This window comes from Bacillus sp. sid0103, assembly GCF_019219025.1.
Genome location: NZ_JAHUWN010000043.1, coordinates 26,277 through 42,140, shown reverse-complemented (window position 1 = coordinate 42,140; position 15,864 = coordinate 26,277). Strand labels below are relative to the sequence as shown.

The following is a 15,864-nucleotide window of genomic DNA, read 5'->3' as shown; positions in this document are numbered from 1 at the left end:
GATTAGCTACATCTTGTGAATGATAACTAGGAGGAGCCGTGTGCGTGAATAGCGCAAGCACGGTTCTGCGAGGGGGGAGAAACACAATCTACCGCGAGGTAGAGAGGTTCTCTTCTACTCAACTAGTTTAATAACGCATTGTTATATTAGTGAATAATACAATGGTAAAACCCCGTTTTAATTAAACGGGGTTTTAATTTGGATAGTATAAAACCATACTTAATCGAGTTAATGTTTCTCCAGAATTATGATAAGTATGAGGTCTATCAGCCTTGAATCTAATAGAATCGCCTTTTTTCACTGTATATTCAACGTCATTTACTCGGACAGTTAATTCACCATCATAAATAGTTACAAATTCCTCAGTTCCTTCCCTGTGCGAATCAGCACTTAGGAACCCACCTTTTTCAATCTCAACAGAATATACTTCAAAACGTCTATCATCTTCAAAGGGAAAGTATGGATAAAGCCGATATTTCCCTTTATCCTCCACAAGAGTTTGAACCTCGCTCATTGAAATAACTTTTGTATCTGGCTGCGGATTATTGATTAAAGAAGTAAAAGAAATTTTTAATCCATTTGCTATTTTCCAGATAGTTGTAATAGTAGGACTGGATTCACCTCTTTCAATTTGACCAATCATTGTTTTACTTACACCAGTAACCTCTGCAACCTTTTCAAGGCTTAATTTTTTACTTTCTCTATAGGCTTTTAAGTTTTTGGCAATGATTTGATTTATTTCTTCCATAAAAACACTCCTAAAATTCATTATTTACAATATAACGTATGTATCGTACAATATAAAGGAAATCGTTATATTGTCTATTTCGAACATTATAACATACAATAAAAGGAGGGTTCCATTTTGGCTTTATTATCATTTTTGTTATATGTCTTTGTTACTGCTTTTACCCCAGGTCCAAATAATATTATGGCAATGTTAGTTGCTAACAAATACGGATTAAAAAAGACAATTAGATTTTCGTTAGGGGTTGGTTCAGGTTTCTTTGTACTAATATTATTGTGTGCTTATTTTGGTCTTTTGCTTAAAAGCTTCATTCCAAAAGTTGAATTTATAATGACTATTCTAGGTGTAATCTATATGTTGTATCTGGCTATAAAAATTATTACCAGTAAGAATGATGGTAATCACAATGATGAGGACAAGAATAACAGTTTTTTAACAGGTATGCTTTTACAATTCATAAATCCGAAAGGTATTTTATATGGCATAACTACAATATCAACCTTTGTCCTCCCATATCACACTTCAAATGTCAGCTTAATATTCTATTCATTCTTTCTAGCTTTTGTTGGTTTTTTAGGTACTTACTCTTGGGGTGTGTTTGGTTCAATTTTCCGAAAATTCTTATCAAAGTATAATACTCAGTTTAATATAGTTATGGCTTTATTATTGATGTTTAGCGCAATTTCGATACTTTTGGAATCGAGATAATGTAACGGGTGCGATGCTTTAAAAAGGCATCGGCTTTTTTTGATTTAATTAACAAAGCAGATTGTGAAGTATTGTACTGATATGAACGAAACTGTCAATGCTCCCTACCAAGTTGGTTTTGGTTTCGGTTTTTGTGCAACTCTAAGAAGAGAAGCGTTTTTCGGCTTCTTTGCTTTTTAGTTGGGTTTCAGCCTTTTCAAGGCTAGGGAATCTCCTTCTCAGCTTACTAACTGCTCCTCAATCTCCAAATTGGCTGTCAAGTGCTCTCCTTGACAGGCAATTTGGAGATTGAGATACTTTTTAAAGCTGAGAATGAATAAAATTACTCCTTTCATATTAATATAAAAAGTTAAGTACACGGCACGAAGGCAAAAATCTCAACTGCGGTTAGCACTCTGATATTCGTGGGTTTTCACATTTTATCTTTCCGTATAATGGAGCTTCCACTAACTTAAAACGTGAGTTAGCCTATTTAGGCATATCACAAGTACAATTCGTGGTTTCTCCTTACCGGTTTTTACCTTTGCCTCCGAGCCCTAAGCTCCGACTTCTAAATAAAATTGATATTTATTTTATTCGACATTATTACTTTGCCATGGATTTATTTTCAATTTCTTGAGTAACTGCCCAGATAAATCCTGCTAATTCTCTTGCAATGGCTGTTAATGCCTTTCCAAATGCTTTTCCACGTGATAATAAACGAAAATATTTTTTATGAAGGCGATTTTGAGCTTTCCATGAGATCATTTGAACATTGGGCAACTGTCCTTCTAGTCTTTTCTTTAAATCTCCCTTTATAGCAGGTGGAAATCGATAACTCCAAGCTGCTTCTACAAGCAACCGACGAACATGACGATTACCTGTTTTGGTAATTTTACCTTGCCTTCTGATTTCACCACTAGAACTTTCACTTGGAATTAAACCAACGTAAGACATTAATTTTTTGGGAGAAGTAAATCTCTTAAATGATCCTATCTCAGCCACAAGACTAGTAGCTGTAATCGTAGCTATTCCCCTCAATGATTGTAGTGCTTGAATCATTGGCGCATGGTAACCTTCGGTTGATTGTAATTTTATTTCTTCCTCTAATCGTTTTACCCTTTGCTCAATTTCTTGTAGATGGTGCAGATATTCTTGAAATACTACTTTAGACGTGGAGCGTTCAAACTTTAGAGTATTTAACCATTCACGATATCTACGAGTCCACTTTTTCCCATTGAAAGGAGGGTGAATATCATTCCGTAAAAGGAATTTAGATAATCGATGTTTAGCTCTTAATTCATCCTCTTTGGCATCTTCCCGAGCCCGAACTAAATCCCGAAGGGCTTCATCATCTTCTGTTGGCACATAAACAGGAGTTAATTCGCCGGCGCGAAATAACTTTGCTAGTTTAATCGAATCCCTACGGTCTGTTTTGATGCGCTCACCTGGTTTTTTAGGGATTAAAGATGGGGCGATCACTTCACACTCAATTCCTAGGCTATGAAAAAGTCGATATAAACCATAACCAGTTGGTCCAGCTTCATAGCACACTCGAAGATTCTCTTTTTCTCCAAGCTTTTTTACTAACTTTCTAATGGATTCCGGAGTGTTAGGAATCATTCCCCAATACCTTGGCTCATCACGACCTTCATCTGCAATGGCAACGGCAATTTTTTCTTTTGAAACGTCTAAACCTACATATTTTATGGTATCCTGCATAATAACTAGCTCCTTCCGTAATGTAGCTCTGATTTGGTTTGTTTTTTCCAGTAAACAGTGTAACCAAATTAACCTACGGTGTTACGAGTAAGGAGCTAGTTTCGTTCATGATAACTTAAAGAAACGGGTGCAAGAGTGAAAACAGCAACGCATGGAGATGCGTTACTGTTTTATTATTAAAAATACTTCCTATAAAATTCCTGTCTGATGCTTCCACTTAATTGGGCATAAATCCGGGTAGTTTCACTTTTTTCATGACCTAATAAGCTTTGAATAAAATCGAGAGGTGCTCCATTATTCAATAAATGGGTTGCATAGCTGTGCCTGAGTTGGTGCGGATGAATGTCTTTGTTAATGCCAGTACGGTTGGAAATCCGCTTTATTATGTATCTCATCGTGGCAATGCTCATTCGATGAGGATCGCGTTCCGTGACAAAGATGGCAGGATCCTTATCTACACGATTATCCAGATATCGTTTTAACCAAATTTCGCAGCGAATATTAAAATAGACCTCTCGTTCCTTATCGCCTTTACCTCTGATAACAGCTGACCGGTTCGACCAATTAATTCTACCCCTATCTAAGGTAACAACTTCTCCTATTCGGCATCCAGTGGAGAACATGAATTCAAACAGAGCCTTTTCCATAGGGGAACAACAGGCTTCCCGTAAATATTCAATTTCCATTTCGGTCAAAAATTTAGGAATTCGTTTTCCGGTTTTAGGTTCTTTTATTTTAGTTGCAGGATTTTTGGGAATATGCCCTTCTTCATGAACGAATTCGATGAGCCAAACTTGCAGGCTTAAGGCTTTCACTTGATTTTGCTAAATAAGTTTTTAATTGAACCGTAGTGATCGTATCAAGTTGAACATCATTAATAAAGCGTATAAGTAAGCCGGACTGTTGTTTATATGCTTTTAATGTTTGCGGCGAAAAGCCTTCAATACGTTTATCAGATTCATACGTTTCCCATGCTTGAGATAATAACAAGTTCATCTCTCCCCAAAAAATTCTTTTTTTCATGAATTATTGACCTGTTTCACGAAATTGAAACGGCGACTCTTATTAAGCTTAAGAAGCAGGTTAGTTGAAGAAGAAAGGACTATTTGATTATTAAATTGAATAAATAAAATAGAAATTTAAAAAGGAGAGGGAGATAGTTAAAATGAAAATAATAAAACAATGGAAACAAGAAGATAGTGATTACATAAGAAAAAAGGTGATTGAACATAACCTAAAAAGTCTTTCATATGAAGAAAAAACTCCTTCGGAAAATATTAGTTTTGTAGTGAAAAATGAAAAAGAAGAAATTATAGGAGGAGTAACGGCGACAACATTCTGGCACCACTTGCACGTTGACTTTCTGTGGATTTCTGAAGAATATAGACACGAAGGCTATGGTAGCAAGTTGATGAAACATATTGAAGAATTTGCAATTGAAAAAGAATGTCGACTGATAAACTTGGATACATTTAGTTTTCAAGCTCCAAATTTCTATAAGAAGCTGGGATATAAAGTGATAGGAGTAAGTGAAGATCATCCTAAAGGACATAATCAATACTATTTGGAAAAAAGATTATAAAAATCTTATTTAACTAACGGGTGCAAGAGTTTAAGTACGGAGATCGCTGCGGCGGTCTTTTCTTTTTGTGCTAACGTCCAGGATAGTTGAAGAAGGAATATGTATTTACTTACAGAATATACATAATTAGGTAATGTGAAGGTAGGGACTTAAATGGATAAGGGCAGTATTATCGCCCTGCTCGGCTCCAATGGGGCGGGCAAGACAACGGTTGTCAAAGAAGATTACTTACGGAATAATGGTGACTTTGAATTTGATGAAACCGAGAATAAACGTCCGATGAACAATTGGCTCTATGCTAAGCGCAGGACATATCCATAGGGCTGATAAAAAAGTAAAGAGAGGGAAACCAAATGAAAAAGATTACAACGGAACAAAGCAACAGCGGCTTCTCCGAAACTGGGCTGCGCAGAATGCGCGACGTGCTGGCACGGCATGTCGAATCCGGGAAGATTCCTGGGCTCGTCGCCCTGGTCAGCCGGTACGATGAGACGCACGTCGAAGCGATCGGGACGATGCGCCATGACGATGGTGCGCCGATGCGCCGGGACACGATCTTCCGGATGGCCTCAACGTCCAAGCCGGTTACGATCGCGGCGGCGATGGTCCTGCTCGACGAGTGCAGGCTGCGGCTGGATGACCTGGTAGAGCAGTGGCTGCCGGAACTCGCCGACCGGCGGGTGCTGAAGAGGATCGACGGCCCGCTGGACGATACCGTACCGGCGCGGCGGCCGATCACCGTACGGGACCTGCTGACCTCCACGTTCGGGCTCGGCATGGATATGACGTCGCTGGGCACTCCGATCATGAACGCGATCTTCGAGCAGGGGCTCACGCCCAATCTACCGGAGCCGGTGCCCGAGCCGGATGAGTGGATGCGCCGCCTTGGCGCGCTTCCGCTGATGCACCATCCCGGAGAGCGCTGGCAGTACCACATCAGCAACGATCTACTCGGCGTGCTCGTCGCCAGGGTCACGGGCCAGTCGTTTGAGACGTTCCTTCGCGAACGCATCCTCGACCCCCTGGGCATGAAGGACACCGGTTTCCACGTGCCCGCCGACAAGATCGACCGGCTGCCAACCCTCTACGCCCCCGACCCGCAGACCGGAGAGTTCATAGTGTGGGACGAGGCCAAGGGGGGACGCCACAGCCAGCCTCCGGCGTTCCAGGGGGGCGGCGGCGGACTGGTCTCCACCGTCGACGACTACCACGCCTACTTCCGGATGCTGCTGAATCACGGGATGCACGGGACCGAACGGATCCTATCCCGGCCCGCCGTCCAGCTGATGACCACCAACCGCCTTACGCCCGAGCAACAAGCCGCCCGAAACGCCATGGCCCGCAACAACGTCCATGTGTCATTCGGCCAAGGGCAGCACGGCGGCTGGGGCTTCGGGATGGCGGTGCGCACCTACCGTGGTGACTACGCGTCTATCGGCCAGTTCGGCTGGGACGGCGGAAGCGGCACCGCGACGTACGCTGACCCGGACAAACAGCTCACCGGAATCCTGCTCACCCAGGTTGGGGCGTCCACTCCAGATTCAACGCGGCTTATCCACGACTTCTGGACCATGGTCTACCAGGCAATCGAAGACTGACACCGAGCCCGCGGTTCGTCGTTCGTTTAAAAAAAGGCCAATGAATTTCATCGACCTTATTGGGGCAGAACCATGACGTGACGCGGAGTTGGTTGTTCGGAGTGGAAGCGGGCAGGGGCATGACCGCAAGTCCTTGGAGGTCTATTCAAAGCTTGTAATCACCGATGCCCAGCAGGGATATAACGAGGTCATCAATAAATAATTCCCCATTTAATTACATCTACATTGCGGGTGGTGTCAGCTTCGCTGGTACTACCCCTTTTTAAGTTGAAAAAATAAATTGATAAAAATGCTCGACTTAAGGGTGCGTTATTCCAGGAAGGATTAACGCCTTTTTTGTTGAAGTTATTGAACTAACGAAGCAGGAATGTTTAATTAGGGATAAAATATTATCTAGACCGACTAAAATCAATAACATTAAGGGAGTAAGCTATGAATTCAGAGAAGTTAATACGATGGTATAAGAAACATAATATAGAACAAAGAACAATTAATGATTTTTGGACATATCTTGATAATTTAATCTTCCGTTTTTAGGAACAACCGATGGAACAGAACCGGGAATTGCAGCATGGAATGAAAAACTTGCAAGCCTCGATGGATTCGTATTCATTGTTCAAGAGTACAACACAGTATTACGGGTGCATTAAAGAACGCTATCGATTTTGCCCGTGATGCGTGGTATAACTAGGCGGCTGGTATCGGAAGTTATGGTTCAACTGGAGGAGCTCGTGCAGCTGAACACTTACGTGGAATTCTTGCAGAACAAAAAGTGGCGGATGTTCGTACACATCCAACTTTAAGTCTATTTACCGATTTTGTTAATGGAACGGAGTTTAAACCACAAGATTTACTTCTTAATAATGTAAATGCGATGCTCGAAGAAGTGGTTGCTTGGAGCGGAGCATTAAAAACACTACGATAAAATTAAACATTTATTAAGAAATATTGGCTGAATTTCAGTAAAAAATCTTAACCGACCTTTACTATATTAAAAGGTCGATTTTAAATATTAAAGTTAAATGTATGTGAAGAATTTTACTTAAACTAAAGGGTGCAAGACTTAAAGATCCAGCTGCTTCAGCGGCTTTTTTTCTTATTCAAGTAAAGTAAGCAGGTTAGTTGCATAGATGTTGGGTAGAATATTTTATTTTTGGGAGATTACTTTTGATGTTAAAAGATGTTTGTAATTGCGAATTTTCCCATTCATTTAAACTAGAAGCGGATTTTGTGGCTGACCCAATTTGGTGCAACGTATGTGGCTGGAATCTCGATATTGATGACTTTCCGTTGACAGATAATCTTAAAAATGACTTATATCAATGGACTGAACAATATAAGAAAATCCCAATTAATGATCATAATGCAATCGGGCCATTTAATGGAATAATTTACTAAGATTGTGAATGGGCCAACTAGCAGGTTAATTGAGGATTGGTTGTAGTTCTTACTAGACAATTGAATGATACGATTCTTTGAACTAAGAAAAAACCTCTCTTAATTCCCTTTAATTAAGGAATTTCACGAGAGGTTTGTTTTATGTGTTGCTCTTCGAAAAATATTTCCGAGTATCTTCACGTATTTGTTTTGATAAGACACTATCAAGTTCTTCATTTAACCATGAAAGTGATTTACTACGTAAGTCATCACGCATTTTTTCTTCCGCAGATAGCATAACTAAATTGATGGTGCAAAAGGAGGGAGCTTGACAGCAGTTTTTTCTATACAAATAACCATTATCTTTAATATTTTTACATTGAAAAATAGGCTTAGGGCCTTCAATTGCTTCAATTACATCCCAAAAGGAAATATCTTCCGGAGACTTAGATAATCTATATCCTCCTTTTACCCCGGGGACAGAACTTACAATTCCAGCCTTAGATAATTTACCGAAAACTTTTGAAAGAAATGTCTCAGGAAGACCTTGGAATTCTGCCAAATCCTTTATCCCAATACTATCGTTGGAAGGAACATCAATTAAATAAACCAGACAATGTAAAGCATATTCAACTCCGACACTATACTGCATATAAACTCACCTGCTTTTGATTTTAAGGGTTATCAAATTGTATCTTAGGAGTATTTAGAGTTTTAGTCAAATAAAAGAAATCTCTTTTGGGTAAATCATATTCATTTGACAAAAATAATTATAGTATATATTATAGACTATGTTAATCGGCGATTAACTTAGTCTCCAATTTGGACTTAAAATTCATTTTAAAGGGGAAATAAAAATGAATAAAACACTTATCATTAACGCACATCCAAAAGTAGATGATACTTCTTCAGTAAGCTTGCAGGTTTTTAACCACTTTTTGAAAGCATATAAAGAATTAATTCCTGACAGCGAAGCAATTGAACAGATTAATTTGTATAGTGATGAAGTGCCTATGATAGATAAAACGGTTTTAAGTGCATGGGAAAAACAACGAAAAGAACAAGAGCTAACTAGTCAAGAACAAAAAGTAACGGAGCGTATGTCCGAGATCTTAAATCAATTTATAAGTGCAAATACGTATATCATTGTTTTACCTTTGCATAATTTTAATATTCCATCAAAGTTAAAAGATTATATGGACAATATCCTGATTGCACGTGAAACTTTTAAATATACTGAAAATGGGTCAGTGGGTCTACTTAATGACGGACGAAGAATGCTTATTATACAAGCAAGTGGATCAATCTATACCAATAATGATTGGTATACAGAAGTTGATTACTCCCAAAAATACCTGAAGTCAATGTTCAATTTCCTTGGTATTGAAGATTATCAAATCATTCGGGCGCAAGGAACTGCTTTACTAGAATCAAATGAAGTATTACAAAAAGCATATAAAGAAGCTGAAGAAGCTGCTTCTAGATTAGCACCTAAATTAATACTGACTTAAAGGCAAAGAAAAGAAATATAAGGAGGAAATTAAATTGGAACAACGAGTTGATTATTACAATGTAGCATCTGAAGCACTTAAAATAATGATGGAAATGGAGAAGTATACGAAAACAACAGGTATAGACCGTAAACTTCGTGAACTTATAAAAATTCGGGCTTCTCAAATAAATGGTTGTGCATATTGTCTTAACATGCATACAGCTGATGCTAGAAAAATGGGAGAAACGGAACAACGTTTATATTGTATTAGTGCTTGGAGAGAGTGCACATTTTACACAGATCCTGAAAAAGTGGCTCTTGAGTTGACAGAATACGTAACTTTAATCCCGACAAAACGTGTGCCAGATGAGCTTTATCAACGAGTACGTGAACATTATGACGAGCGACAATATGTTGACCTTGTACTAATAATTAATCAAATCAATAGTTGGAATAGAATATCTATTGCAATGGGGAATACAGCAACTGAAAAATAATTATTCTCAACAAACATCTTATGGGTGTTCGGCACAGTTTGTAAACAAAAGGCATCCAAATAAAGTAACAGGTATCTATAATGCAATCGATCACATCACTACTTATTGTTCGCTTTTTCCATGGAATTGGATTTGGAATGGCAACTACAGCTACCGGAGCCATCGTAGCAGATCTCATCCCTGAATCACGAAAAGGGGAAGGGATGGGCTATTATGGATCTTGGTATGGTAGTTGGACCTTTTTTAGGGTTAACTATTATGCATCACGGAGGAACAAATCAATTGTTCTTCATTAATGCTTTACCAAATCTATATATGAAAAGGATGATTAATTTGATGAAACCTAGAATCGGTATGGTAGGACTGGGTGGTATCGCTCAGAAAGCATATTTGCCTATTCTTTCAAAAGAAACAGATTGGACATTTGCGGGTGCATTTTCACCCAGTAGAGAGAAGAGAAAGGCAATCTGCAATCAGTATCGTATACAAGATTTTGATAGCTTACTAGCATTGGCTCAAGAGTGTGATGCCGTGTTTGTACACAGCTCTACTGAATCACATTATGAAGTGGTTTCGGAACTGCTTAGCAAAGGGATAGATGTATATGTCGATAAACCATTGGCAGCATCTATTTCAGAAGCAGAAAAATTAGTCGAATTAAGTGAAAAATTGGGAAGAAAGCTTATGGTTGGATTTAATCGTCGTTTTGCTCCAATGTATGTGAAAGCAAAGGAAAAAGCGAATAATATAGCTTGGGTACGTGTTGAAAAGCACAGAACGGACAGTGTGGGTCCTTATTCTTATGAGTTCACAATGTTAGATGATTATCTTCACTTAGTCGATACAGTACGTTGGTTGGGTGATGGAGATCTTAGTGTGCTGTATGGAACTGTTCATACGAACGATGAAAATCAACTTTTATATGCGCAGCATACGTATGAATCCTCTCAAAATATATCTTTCACCACAGCTATGCATAGAAAAGCAGGAACGAATTTAGAACAAATAGAATTGATAACAGACGGAGCAATTATCCGTGTAAAAAACATGAATACAACAGAAATCGAAGAAGAAAATGCAATATCTACAACAGTTTCTTCTTCATGGGAAACAACTTTAAAACAACGAGGCTTTGAAGATGCTGTACAGCATTTCATTTATTGTATTCAAAATGATGAGCAACCCCTTGTTGATGGATTAGAAGGGTTAAAGTCTCAACTACTTGTTGATCAATTACTAAAGCAAAAATAATTAAATTCATAAGTAAATGGTGTATAAAGCTGGCTTTTAAAGTCAGCTTTATATTTTGATTAACTTCCTATAATCTCACTTATGTTATATAGGCAGAAAAGAAATATGTTTGTTCCACAAACGGGCGCTTTTCTTTAATAAGAAGGCGTCTTTTTGTAATGAGATTATGTTTAAGTATAAAAGAGATTGTGAAGTTTCTACTTAAACTATAGGGTGCAAGAGATAAGGATCGGGATGGCTGCGGCGATCCCTTTTTCTTATTGCACTTACGTGGCAGTTTAGTTGAACAAAATTTAAATCTGTAGTTTAATTTATTGCAGAACATTCAAAAAAATAGGGGGGCTTAATTTGGAAATGTGGATTAATAAAGGGTTTTCAATTTCTACAAATAAAGAGTATTTAGATTTAACATTAATACATACCTTCTTGAGTCAAGAAGCCTACTGGTCAAAGGGGATACCCAAGCAAATAGTAAAAAAGGCAATGGAAAATTCTCCGTTATGTTTTGGAGTTTATAAAGGTGAAGTAGGTAAAGACGTTATTGAACAAGTTGGTTTTGCAAGGGTAATTTCTGATTTAGCAACTTATGCCTATCTATGTGATGTGTTTATATTGCCAGATTATCGGAAATTAGGGTTATCAAAATGGTTAATGGGTATTATCACAAACCATTCCGAATTACAGGGAGTTCGTAGATTTATGTTAGCTACTAATGATGCACATTCATTATATAACCAATACGGTTTTGAACAAATTGTTAATCCAGAACTATTTATGCAAAAGGTACTTAAAAATCCATATCAACAATAAAAACTCTTCTAACGATTGCAAGAGATCAAGATCCAGCTGCCATTAGCGGCTTTTCTTGTTTCACTAACGTGGCAGGCTAGTTGAACATCAAAATGGTTCGTTGATGTCCTATTGAAACAAATTACGAAACAACTTGGTTTGGAGATAAGGGTTAGTGGCTGTTGTGGATAATATTAATTGAAGATGCGAAATCTAACTGTAAAAAATTTTTGGGAGTAAGCATCGTGAAGAAAACGATTGTCCTCTTTACAATTTTATTAATGATTGCCACAGATAACTTGGTTAATGCGAAACCTCCAGAGCCAAAGGAAATTAAACCGTATGCAGAAGACTGGTATGTTACACCAGAAGATATTATTCGAGATATTATATTTCCAGCTGTTGATAAAAGGGTAATAAAAGAGTATGGAGGAAAAGAAGCTTCTGGTTTTGGCTGGCAGCAACGGAGGATTGTTAATATTCTTTATAACAACAATCATTCTTATGATATTTCCTTAAGAATTCAAGTTCCTGACAGTAACAATAATCCATTTGAATATGGAGAAGACTTGGTTAAAGTAAGAGTATCTCCATCTTGTGATAGTCCTAAAATTGGATGTAGTCATGGCTTTATGGTAGAAGTATTAGATTACGAACATAAGTAATGGGAAAAGGTGTTGCCTTTAATTGGTAGCACCTTATTTGAATCGAACTTTTTCAACTAACGGGTGCAAGACTTAAAAATCCAGCTGCTTCGGCGGCTTTTTTTCTTATTCAAGTAAAGGAGCAGCATTCCTGTAATGAAGAAATATGAGGTTTGAACATAAAAAAGCCCCTTGCTGTGATTTTAGCCGCTAATTCGAATTTTGTACTTCAAAACCGAACCCGTTTGTCAGCGGTTCCCTTTTTTTAGTAGTCGTTTTACAAACCATACTTGTAAAAATAGTAATTCGTATAAGAAGGGATAGGATATAGCTGAATGCCACCATTTCCATCCATTGTTAAAGTGTTCATAGCCTGCAAGATAAAAGGAATACTCAAATGCCGTTGAGAATATAGACCAGGCAAGGACATAAGCAACTTTGGCTTTCCTGGTTCGTTCATAAGGATACCCATTAATCAAAAGAATGGTAGCTGCTGGATAAATACCCAGGATAATAAGGGTACTTTCCCAATCAATAACCCCTGGTTCAAAGAATCCATACCAGTCCCATTTATCAGTCCATCTGTCCGTAAATTCTGCGAAAAATAGCCCCCAGAAGACCGAAGCGTAATAAACAATAGGTTGTAATTTCTTTTTGGTGATTAAGGCTACTGTATTAAAGGTCAATACAGAAAAATAAAGATACCACATAAGCGCCCTCTCTTGACTCTCGATAAGTATAGGATGTGTTTATCGTAGTTTTTTATCATGATCTATGGCAATAAATTTGAAGAATGGCTTGTACATTGCTTATTAAACAACCAAGCTTTAATGATCTGAAAACAAAGAAACTCGAAAAATGTCGACAAATAGGTGGAAAGATAGTAAAATGGGTTTATTATTGTGTATATTTTTGAATTGAATAAATAATCGCATTAGCGATAAGAGGTTCTAGCCCCCCTCATTAAAAAAACTAAGATGAAGCAGTACTTCTATCTTGGAGTGCTGTTTTTTCTATTTTGAAAGGAAGTATCGGAAAGAAATGTTAAAAAATGAGAAGGCCATTGTTGTATTTAGTGGTGGACAAGACAGCACCACTTGTTTATTTTGGGCATTAAAACAATTTAAAGAAGTAGAAGTCGTGACATTTGATTACAATCAACGGCATAGTTTAGAAATTGAATGTGCGAAAAATATAGCGAATGAACTTGGTGTGAAGCACCATATTTTAGATATGTCATTACTGAATCAACTAGCTCCTAATGCGTTAACACGTTCAGATATTGAAGTTACTGATGGCGGCGAGGGTGAACTACCGTCGACATTTGTGCCTGGCCGTAACTTGTTATTCCTGACGTTCGCAGGTGTATTAGCACGTCAAATTGGTGCCAAGCATTTGGTAACTGGTGTGTGTGAAACAGATTTCAGCGGCTACCCGGATTGCCGTGATATTTTCATCAAATCACTGAATGTGACCTTGAATCTATCCATGGACGATAATTTTGTCATTCATACCCCATTAATGTGGATCAACAAAGCAGAAACATGGGCTCTAGCGGATGAATTAGGCGCATTAGAATTTGTACGTGAAAAAACATTAACCTGCTACAACGGTGTGATTGCCGATGGATGCGGCGAATGCCCAGCCTGCGTATTACGAAAAAGAGGGCTCGATGACTTTTTAAATGGGAGGTTTTAAACGATGGGTTTTAGAATCGTCGATAAACTTCAAAAAATAAATGAGGATATTCATCCTCATCAATTAAAATATCACGCAAAACGTGTACTAGTGAGCAAAGAATTTACTTTCGATGCTTCACATCACTTGCATTGCTATGAAGGGAAATGCAAGAACTTGCACGGTCACACGTACCACGTTATTTTCGGAATCAGCGGTTTTGTCGATGAACGCGGCTTAATGATCGACTTTGGTGATATTAAAGAGATTTGGAAAAATGAAATCGAAATATTCCTTGATCATCAATACTTGAATGAAACCCTTCCTTCGATGAATACAACAGCGGAAAACATGGTTGTGTGGATTTACGAAAAAATGAAGGAAGCATTAGCTACAGAAGAGCGTAAGAATCAATATCATGGAGCAAGAGTCGAATTTGTTCGTCTGTTTGAAACTCCGACCAGCTATGCAGAAGCGAGAAGGGAGTGGATGGAGGAATGAGTAAGATTCCTGTTTTAGAAATATTTGGTCCAACCATTCAAGGAGAAGGCATGGTCATTGGTCAAAAGACGATGTTCGTTCGGACCGCTGGCTGTGATTATTCCTGCAGTTGGTGTGATTCAGCCTTTACATGGGATGGCAGTGCCAAAGAGGATATTCAGCAAATGACAGCTGAAGAAATTTGGGCTGAATTAAAAAGAGTCGGCGGCGATAATTTCTCGTTTGTAACGATCTCAGGCGGAAATCCCGCTCTGCTGAAAAATTTAGATGTTTTTATCGATTTATTAAAAGAAAATGATATAAAAATTGGCATCGAAACGCAAGGCAGCCGATGGCAGGACTGGTTCGTCAATATCGATGAACTAACGATCTCACCCAAACCGCCAAGTTCTAAGATGGTAACTAATTTTGAAATCTTAGATGCTATTTTTCAAAATTTAAACGACCATGATTTTAAACACCAAGTGAGCCTAAAAGTCGTCATCTTTGATGAAGCGGATCTAGAATATGCGAAAACGGTCCATAACCGCTACGCGGATATCCCTTTTTATCTTCAGGTCGGAAACGATGATATCACGAATGGCAATAATAACGAATTGATTCAAAAACTATTGATGAAATATGAGTGGTTAGTCAATTGTGTAGTTTCGGATCATGAATTGAATGATGTAAAGGTGTTACCGCAATTACATGCACTTCTTTGGGGGAATAAGCGAGGTGTGTAAGGCGAATAGAGGTTAGAAAGAGAGTAAGGAAAGAATGAGAATCCTATTATATTTAATATCAATTGTAACCGCGAATGTTGTTACTGCAGCTTTCGCACCATTGCAACTGGGCGTATTTATTGTTCCAATGGGAACATTGTTTATTGGAGCCACGTTTATTTTTCGTGACTTGGTTCAAAACAAATATGGAAGAAAAAAGACTTATATTTTCATAGGAACGGCCTTATTATTGTCTGGACTTGTGTCATTCATACTAGGTGATACACTGATCATCGTGTTAGCTTCTGCTCTATCATTTGCAGTAGCAGAAACAACCGATACAGAAATTTATTCAAGATTAAATCTACCAATGAGCTGGAGAGTGTTTTATAGCGGAATCGTTGGCGGCCTATTGGATTCCGTCATTTTCGTCATTATCGGCCTAAGCCCGATGGGGGCAAACTTCTTACCATGGGAAGCCGTTCCAGCAGCCATCCTCGGGCAAGTCATCGTGAAAACGATCATTCAGGCGATTGCAGCAGGACTATTAAGCCTTGTATATAAATCATCCAATCAGAATACGGTATCTAATTAA

At 38.4% G+C, this 15,864-nt stretch carries 19 protein-coding genes and 2 pseudogenes; 16 read left to right on the top strand and 5 right to left on the bottom strand.

Going from position 1 to position 15,864, the window contains the following annotated elements; all coding sequences use genetic code 11:
• Positions 1–193 precede the first annotated feature (193 nt).
• Entirely contained in the window at positions 194–748 is a 555-nt protein-coding gene (locus KW850_RS29935; protein WP_218351326.1) for a helix-turn-helix domain-containing protein, read from the bottom strand.
• 117 nt (positions 749–865) lie between these two features.
• On the opposite strand from KW850_RS29935, the gene KW850_RS29930 reads away from it, so the two are divergent.
• Positions 866–1,456 (top strand): LysE family transporter, encoded by a 591-nt coding sequence (locus tag KW850_RS29930; RefSeq protein WP_218351325.1) that lies wholly within the window; start codon positions 866–868, stop codon positions 1,454–1,456.
• A gap of 585 nt (positions 1,457–2,041) precedes the next feature.
• On the opposite strand, the gene KW850_RS29925 is transcribed toward KW850_RS29930, so the two are convergent.
• Complete coding sequence (locus tag KW850_RS29925; protein ID WP_218351324.1) at positions 2,042–3,157, bottom strand: IS110 family RNA-guided transposase; 1,116 nt, start codon at positions 3,155–3,157, stop codon at positions 2,042–2,044.
• 176 nt (positions 3,158–3,333) lie between these two features.
• Positions 3,334–4,147 (bottom strand): annotated as a pseudogene (locus KW850_RS29920) (tyrosine-type recombinase/integrase).
• Positions 4,148–4,313: 166 nt separating this feature from the next.
• Between KW850_RS29920 and KW850_RS29915 the strand changes: the two are divergent.
• The 5 genes and pseudogenes from KW850_RS29915 to KW850_RS29895 all read left to right on the top strand — a co-directional run bounded on the left by KW850_RS29915 (position 4,314) and on the right by KW850_RS29895 (position 7,735).
• Positions 4,314–4,739 carry a GNAT family N-acetyltransferase gene (locus tag KW850_RS29915; RefSeq protein ID WP_308128880.1) on the top strand — a complete coding sequence of 142 codons (426 nt, stop codon included), beginning with the start codon at positions 4,314–4,316 and terminating at the stop codon, positions 4,737–4,739.
• Between the two features lie 153 nt (positions 4,740–4,892).
• A complete protein-coding gene (locus tag KW850_RS29910; protein ID WP_218351322.1) occupies positions 4,893–5,060 on the top strand; it encodes a hypothetical protein in 168 nt (55 codons plus the stop codon).
• 32 nt (positions 5,061–5,092) lie between these two features.
• A complete protein-coding gene (locus KW850_RS29905; RefSeq protein ID WP_218351321.1) occupies positions 5,093–6,337 on the top strand; it encodes a serine hydrolase domain-containing protein in 1,245 nt (414 codons plus the stop codon).
• A gap of 518 nt (positions 6,338–6,855) precedes the next feature.
• Positions 6,856–7,262, top strand: a pseudogene (locus KW850_RS29900) (NADPH-dependent FMN reductase); the annotation flags it as partial.
• A 242-nt stretch (positions 7,263–7,504) separates the two neighbouring features.
• Complete coding sequence (locus KW850_RS29895; RefSeq protein ID WP_218351320.1) at positions 7,505–7,735, top strand: hypothetical protein; 231 nt, start codon at positions 7,505–7,507, stop codon at positions 7,733–7,735.
• A gap of 139 nt (positions 7,736–7,874) precedes the next feature.
• Here the strand turns inward: KW850_RS29895 and KW850_RS29890 are convergent, their stop codons facing one another.
• The gene (locus tag KW850_RS29890; protein WP_218351319.1) at positions 7,875–8,366 is read right to left on the bottom strand and encodes an RrF2 family transcriptional regulator; all 492 of its coding nucleotides are present in this window, start codon (positions 8,364–8,366) and stop codon (positions 7,875–7,877) included.
• 205 nt (positions 8,367–8,571) lie between these two features.
• Between KW850_RS29890 and KW850_RS29885 the strand changes: the two genes are divergently transcribed.
• From KW850_RS29885 to KW850_RS29860, 6 genes are all read left to right on the top strand, one after another.
• The gene (locus KW850_RS29885) at positions 8,572–9,225 is read left to right on the top strand and encodes an FMN-dependent NADH-azoreductase (protein ID WP_218351318.1); all 654 of its coding nucleotides are present in this window, start codon (positions 8,572–8,574) and stop codon (positions 9,223–9,225) included.
• A 34-nt stretch (positions 9,226–9,259) separates the two neighbouring features.
• Positions 9,260–9,703 (top strand): carboxymuconolactone decarboxylase family protein, encoded by a 444-nt coding sequence (locus tag KW850_RS29880; protein WP_218351317.1) that lies wholly within the window; start codon positions 9,260–9,262, stop codon positions 9,701–9,703.
• Between the two features lie 80 nt (positions 9,704–9,783).
• Entirely contained in the window at positions 9,784–9,999 is a 216-nt protein-coding gene (locus tag KW850_RS29875; protein WP_374226398.1) for an MFS transporter, read from the top strand.
• A gap of 37 nt (positions 10,000–10,036) precedes the next feature.
• Complete coding sequence (locus KW850_RS29870) at positions 10,037–10,954, top strand: Gfo/Idh/MocA family protein (protein WP_218351331.1); 918 nt, start codon at positions 10,037–10,039, stop codon at positions 10,952–10,954.
• 354 nt (positions 10,955–11,308) lie between these two features.
• The gene (locus tag KW850_RS29865; protein WP_218351330.1) at positions 11,309–11,764 is read left to right on the top strand and encodes a GNAT family N-acetyltransferase; all 456 of its coding nucleotides are present in this window, start codon (positions 11,309–11,311) and stop codon (positions 11,762–11,764) included.
• Between the two features lie 224 nt (positions 11,765–11,988).
• Positions 11,989–12,408 carry a hypothetical protein gene (locus KW850_RS29860; protein WP_218351316.1) on the top strand — a complete coding sequence of 140 codons (420 nt, stop codon included), beginning with the start codon at positions 11,989–11,991 and terminating at the stop codon, positions 12,406–12,408.
• Between the two features lie 227 nt (positions 12,409–12,635).
• Here KW850_RS29860 and KW850_RS29855 read toward each other — a convergent pair whose 3' ends face one another.
• Positions 12,636–13,097 carry a CBO0543 family protein gene (locus KW850_RS29855; protein ID WP_218351315.1) on the bottom strand — a complete coding sequence of 154 codons (462 nt, stop codon included), beginning with the start codon at positions 13,095–13,097 and terminating at the stop codon, positions 12,636–12,638.
• Between the two features lie 331 nt (positions 13,098–13,428).
• On the opposite strand from KW850_RS29855, the gene queC reads away from it, so the two are divergent.
• From queC to KW850_RS29835, 4 genes are read left to right on the top strand one after another with little or no spacing between them, the layout of a single operon-like run.
• Positions 13,429–14,085, top strand: a complete 657-nt coding sequence (gene queC / locus KW850_RS29850; RefSeq protein WP_218351314.1) for a 7-cyano-7-deazaguanine synthase QueC — start codon at positions 13,429–13,431, stop codon at positions 14,083–14,085.
• Positions 14,086–14,088: 3 nt separating this feature from the next.
• Positions 14,089–14,565: a 6-carboxytetrahydropterin synthase QueD gene (gene queD, locus KW850_RS29845; protein WP_218351313.1), complete on the top strand. Its 477-nt coding sequence runs from the start codon at positions 14,089–14,091 to the stop codon at positions 14,563–14,565.
• Positions 14,562–15,290 (top strand): 7-carboxy-7-deazaguanine synthase QueE, encoded by a 729-nt coding sequence (gene queE, locus KW850_RS29840; RefSeq protein WP_218351312.1) that lies wholly within the window; start codon positions 14,562–14,564, stop codon positions 15,288–15,290. The genes queD and queE overlap by 4 nt, the downstream gene beginning before the upstream one ends.
• 34 nt (positions 15,291–15,324) lie before the next feature.
• Complete coding sequence (locus tag KW850_RS29835; RefSeq protein WP_218351311.1) at positions 15,325–15,864, top strand: VUT family protein; 540 nt, start codon at positions 15,325–15,327, stop codon at positions 15,862–15,864.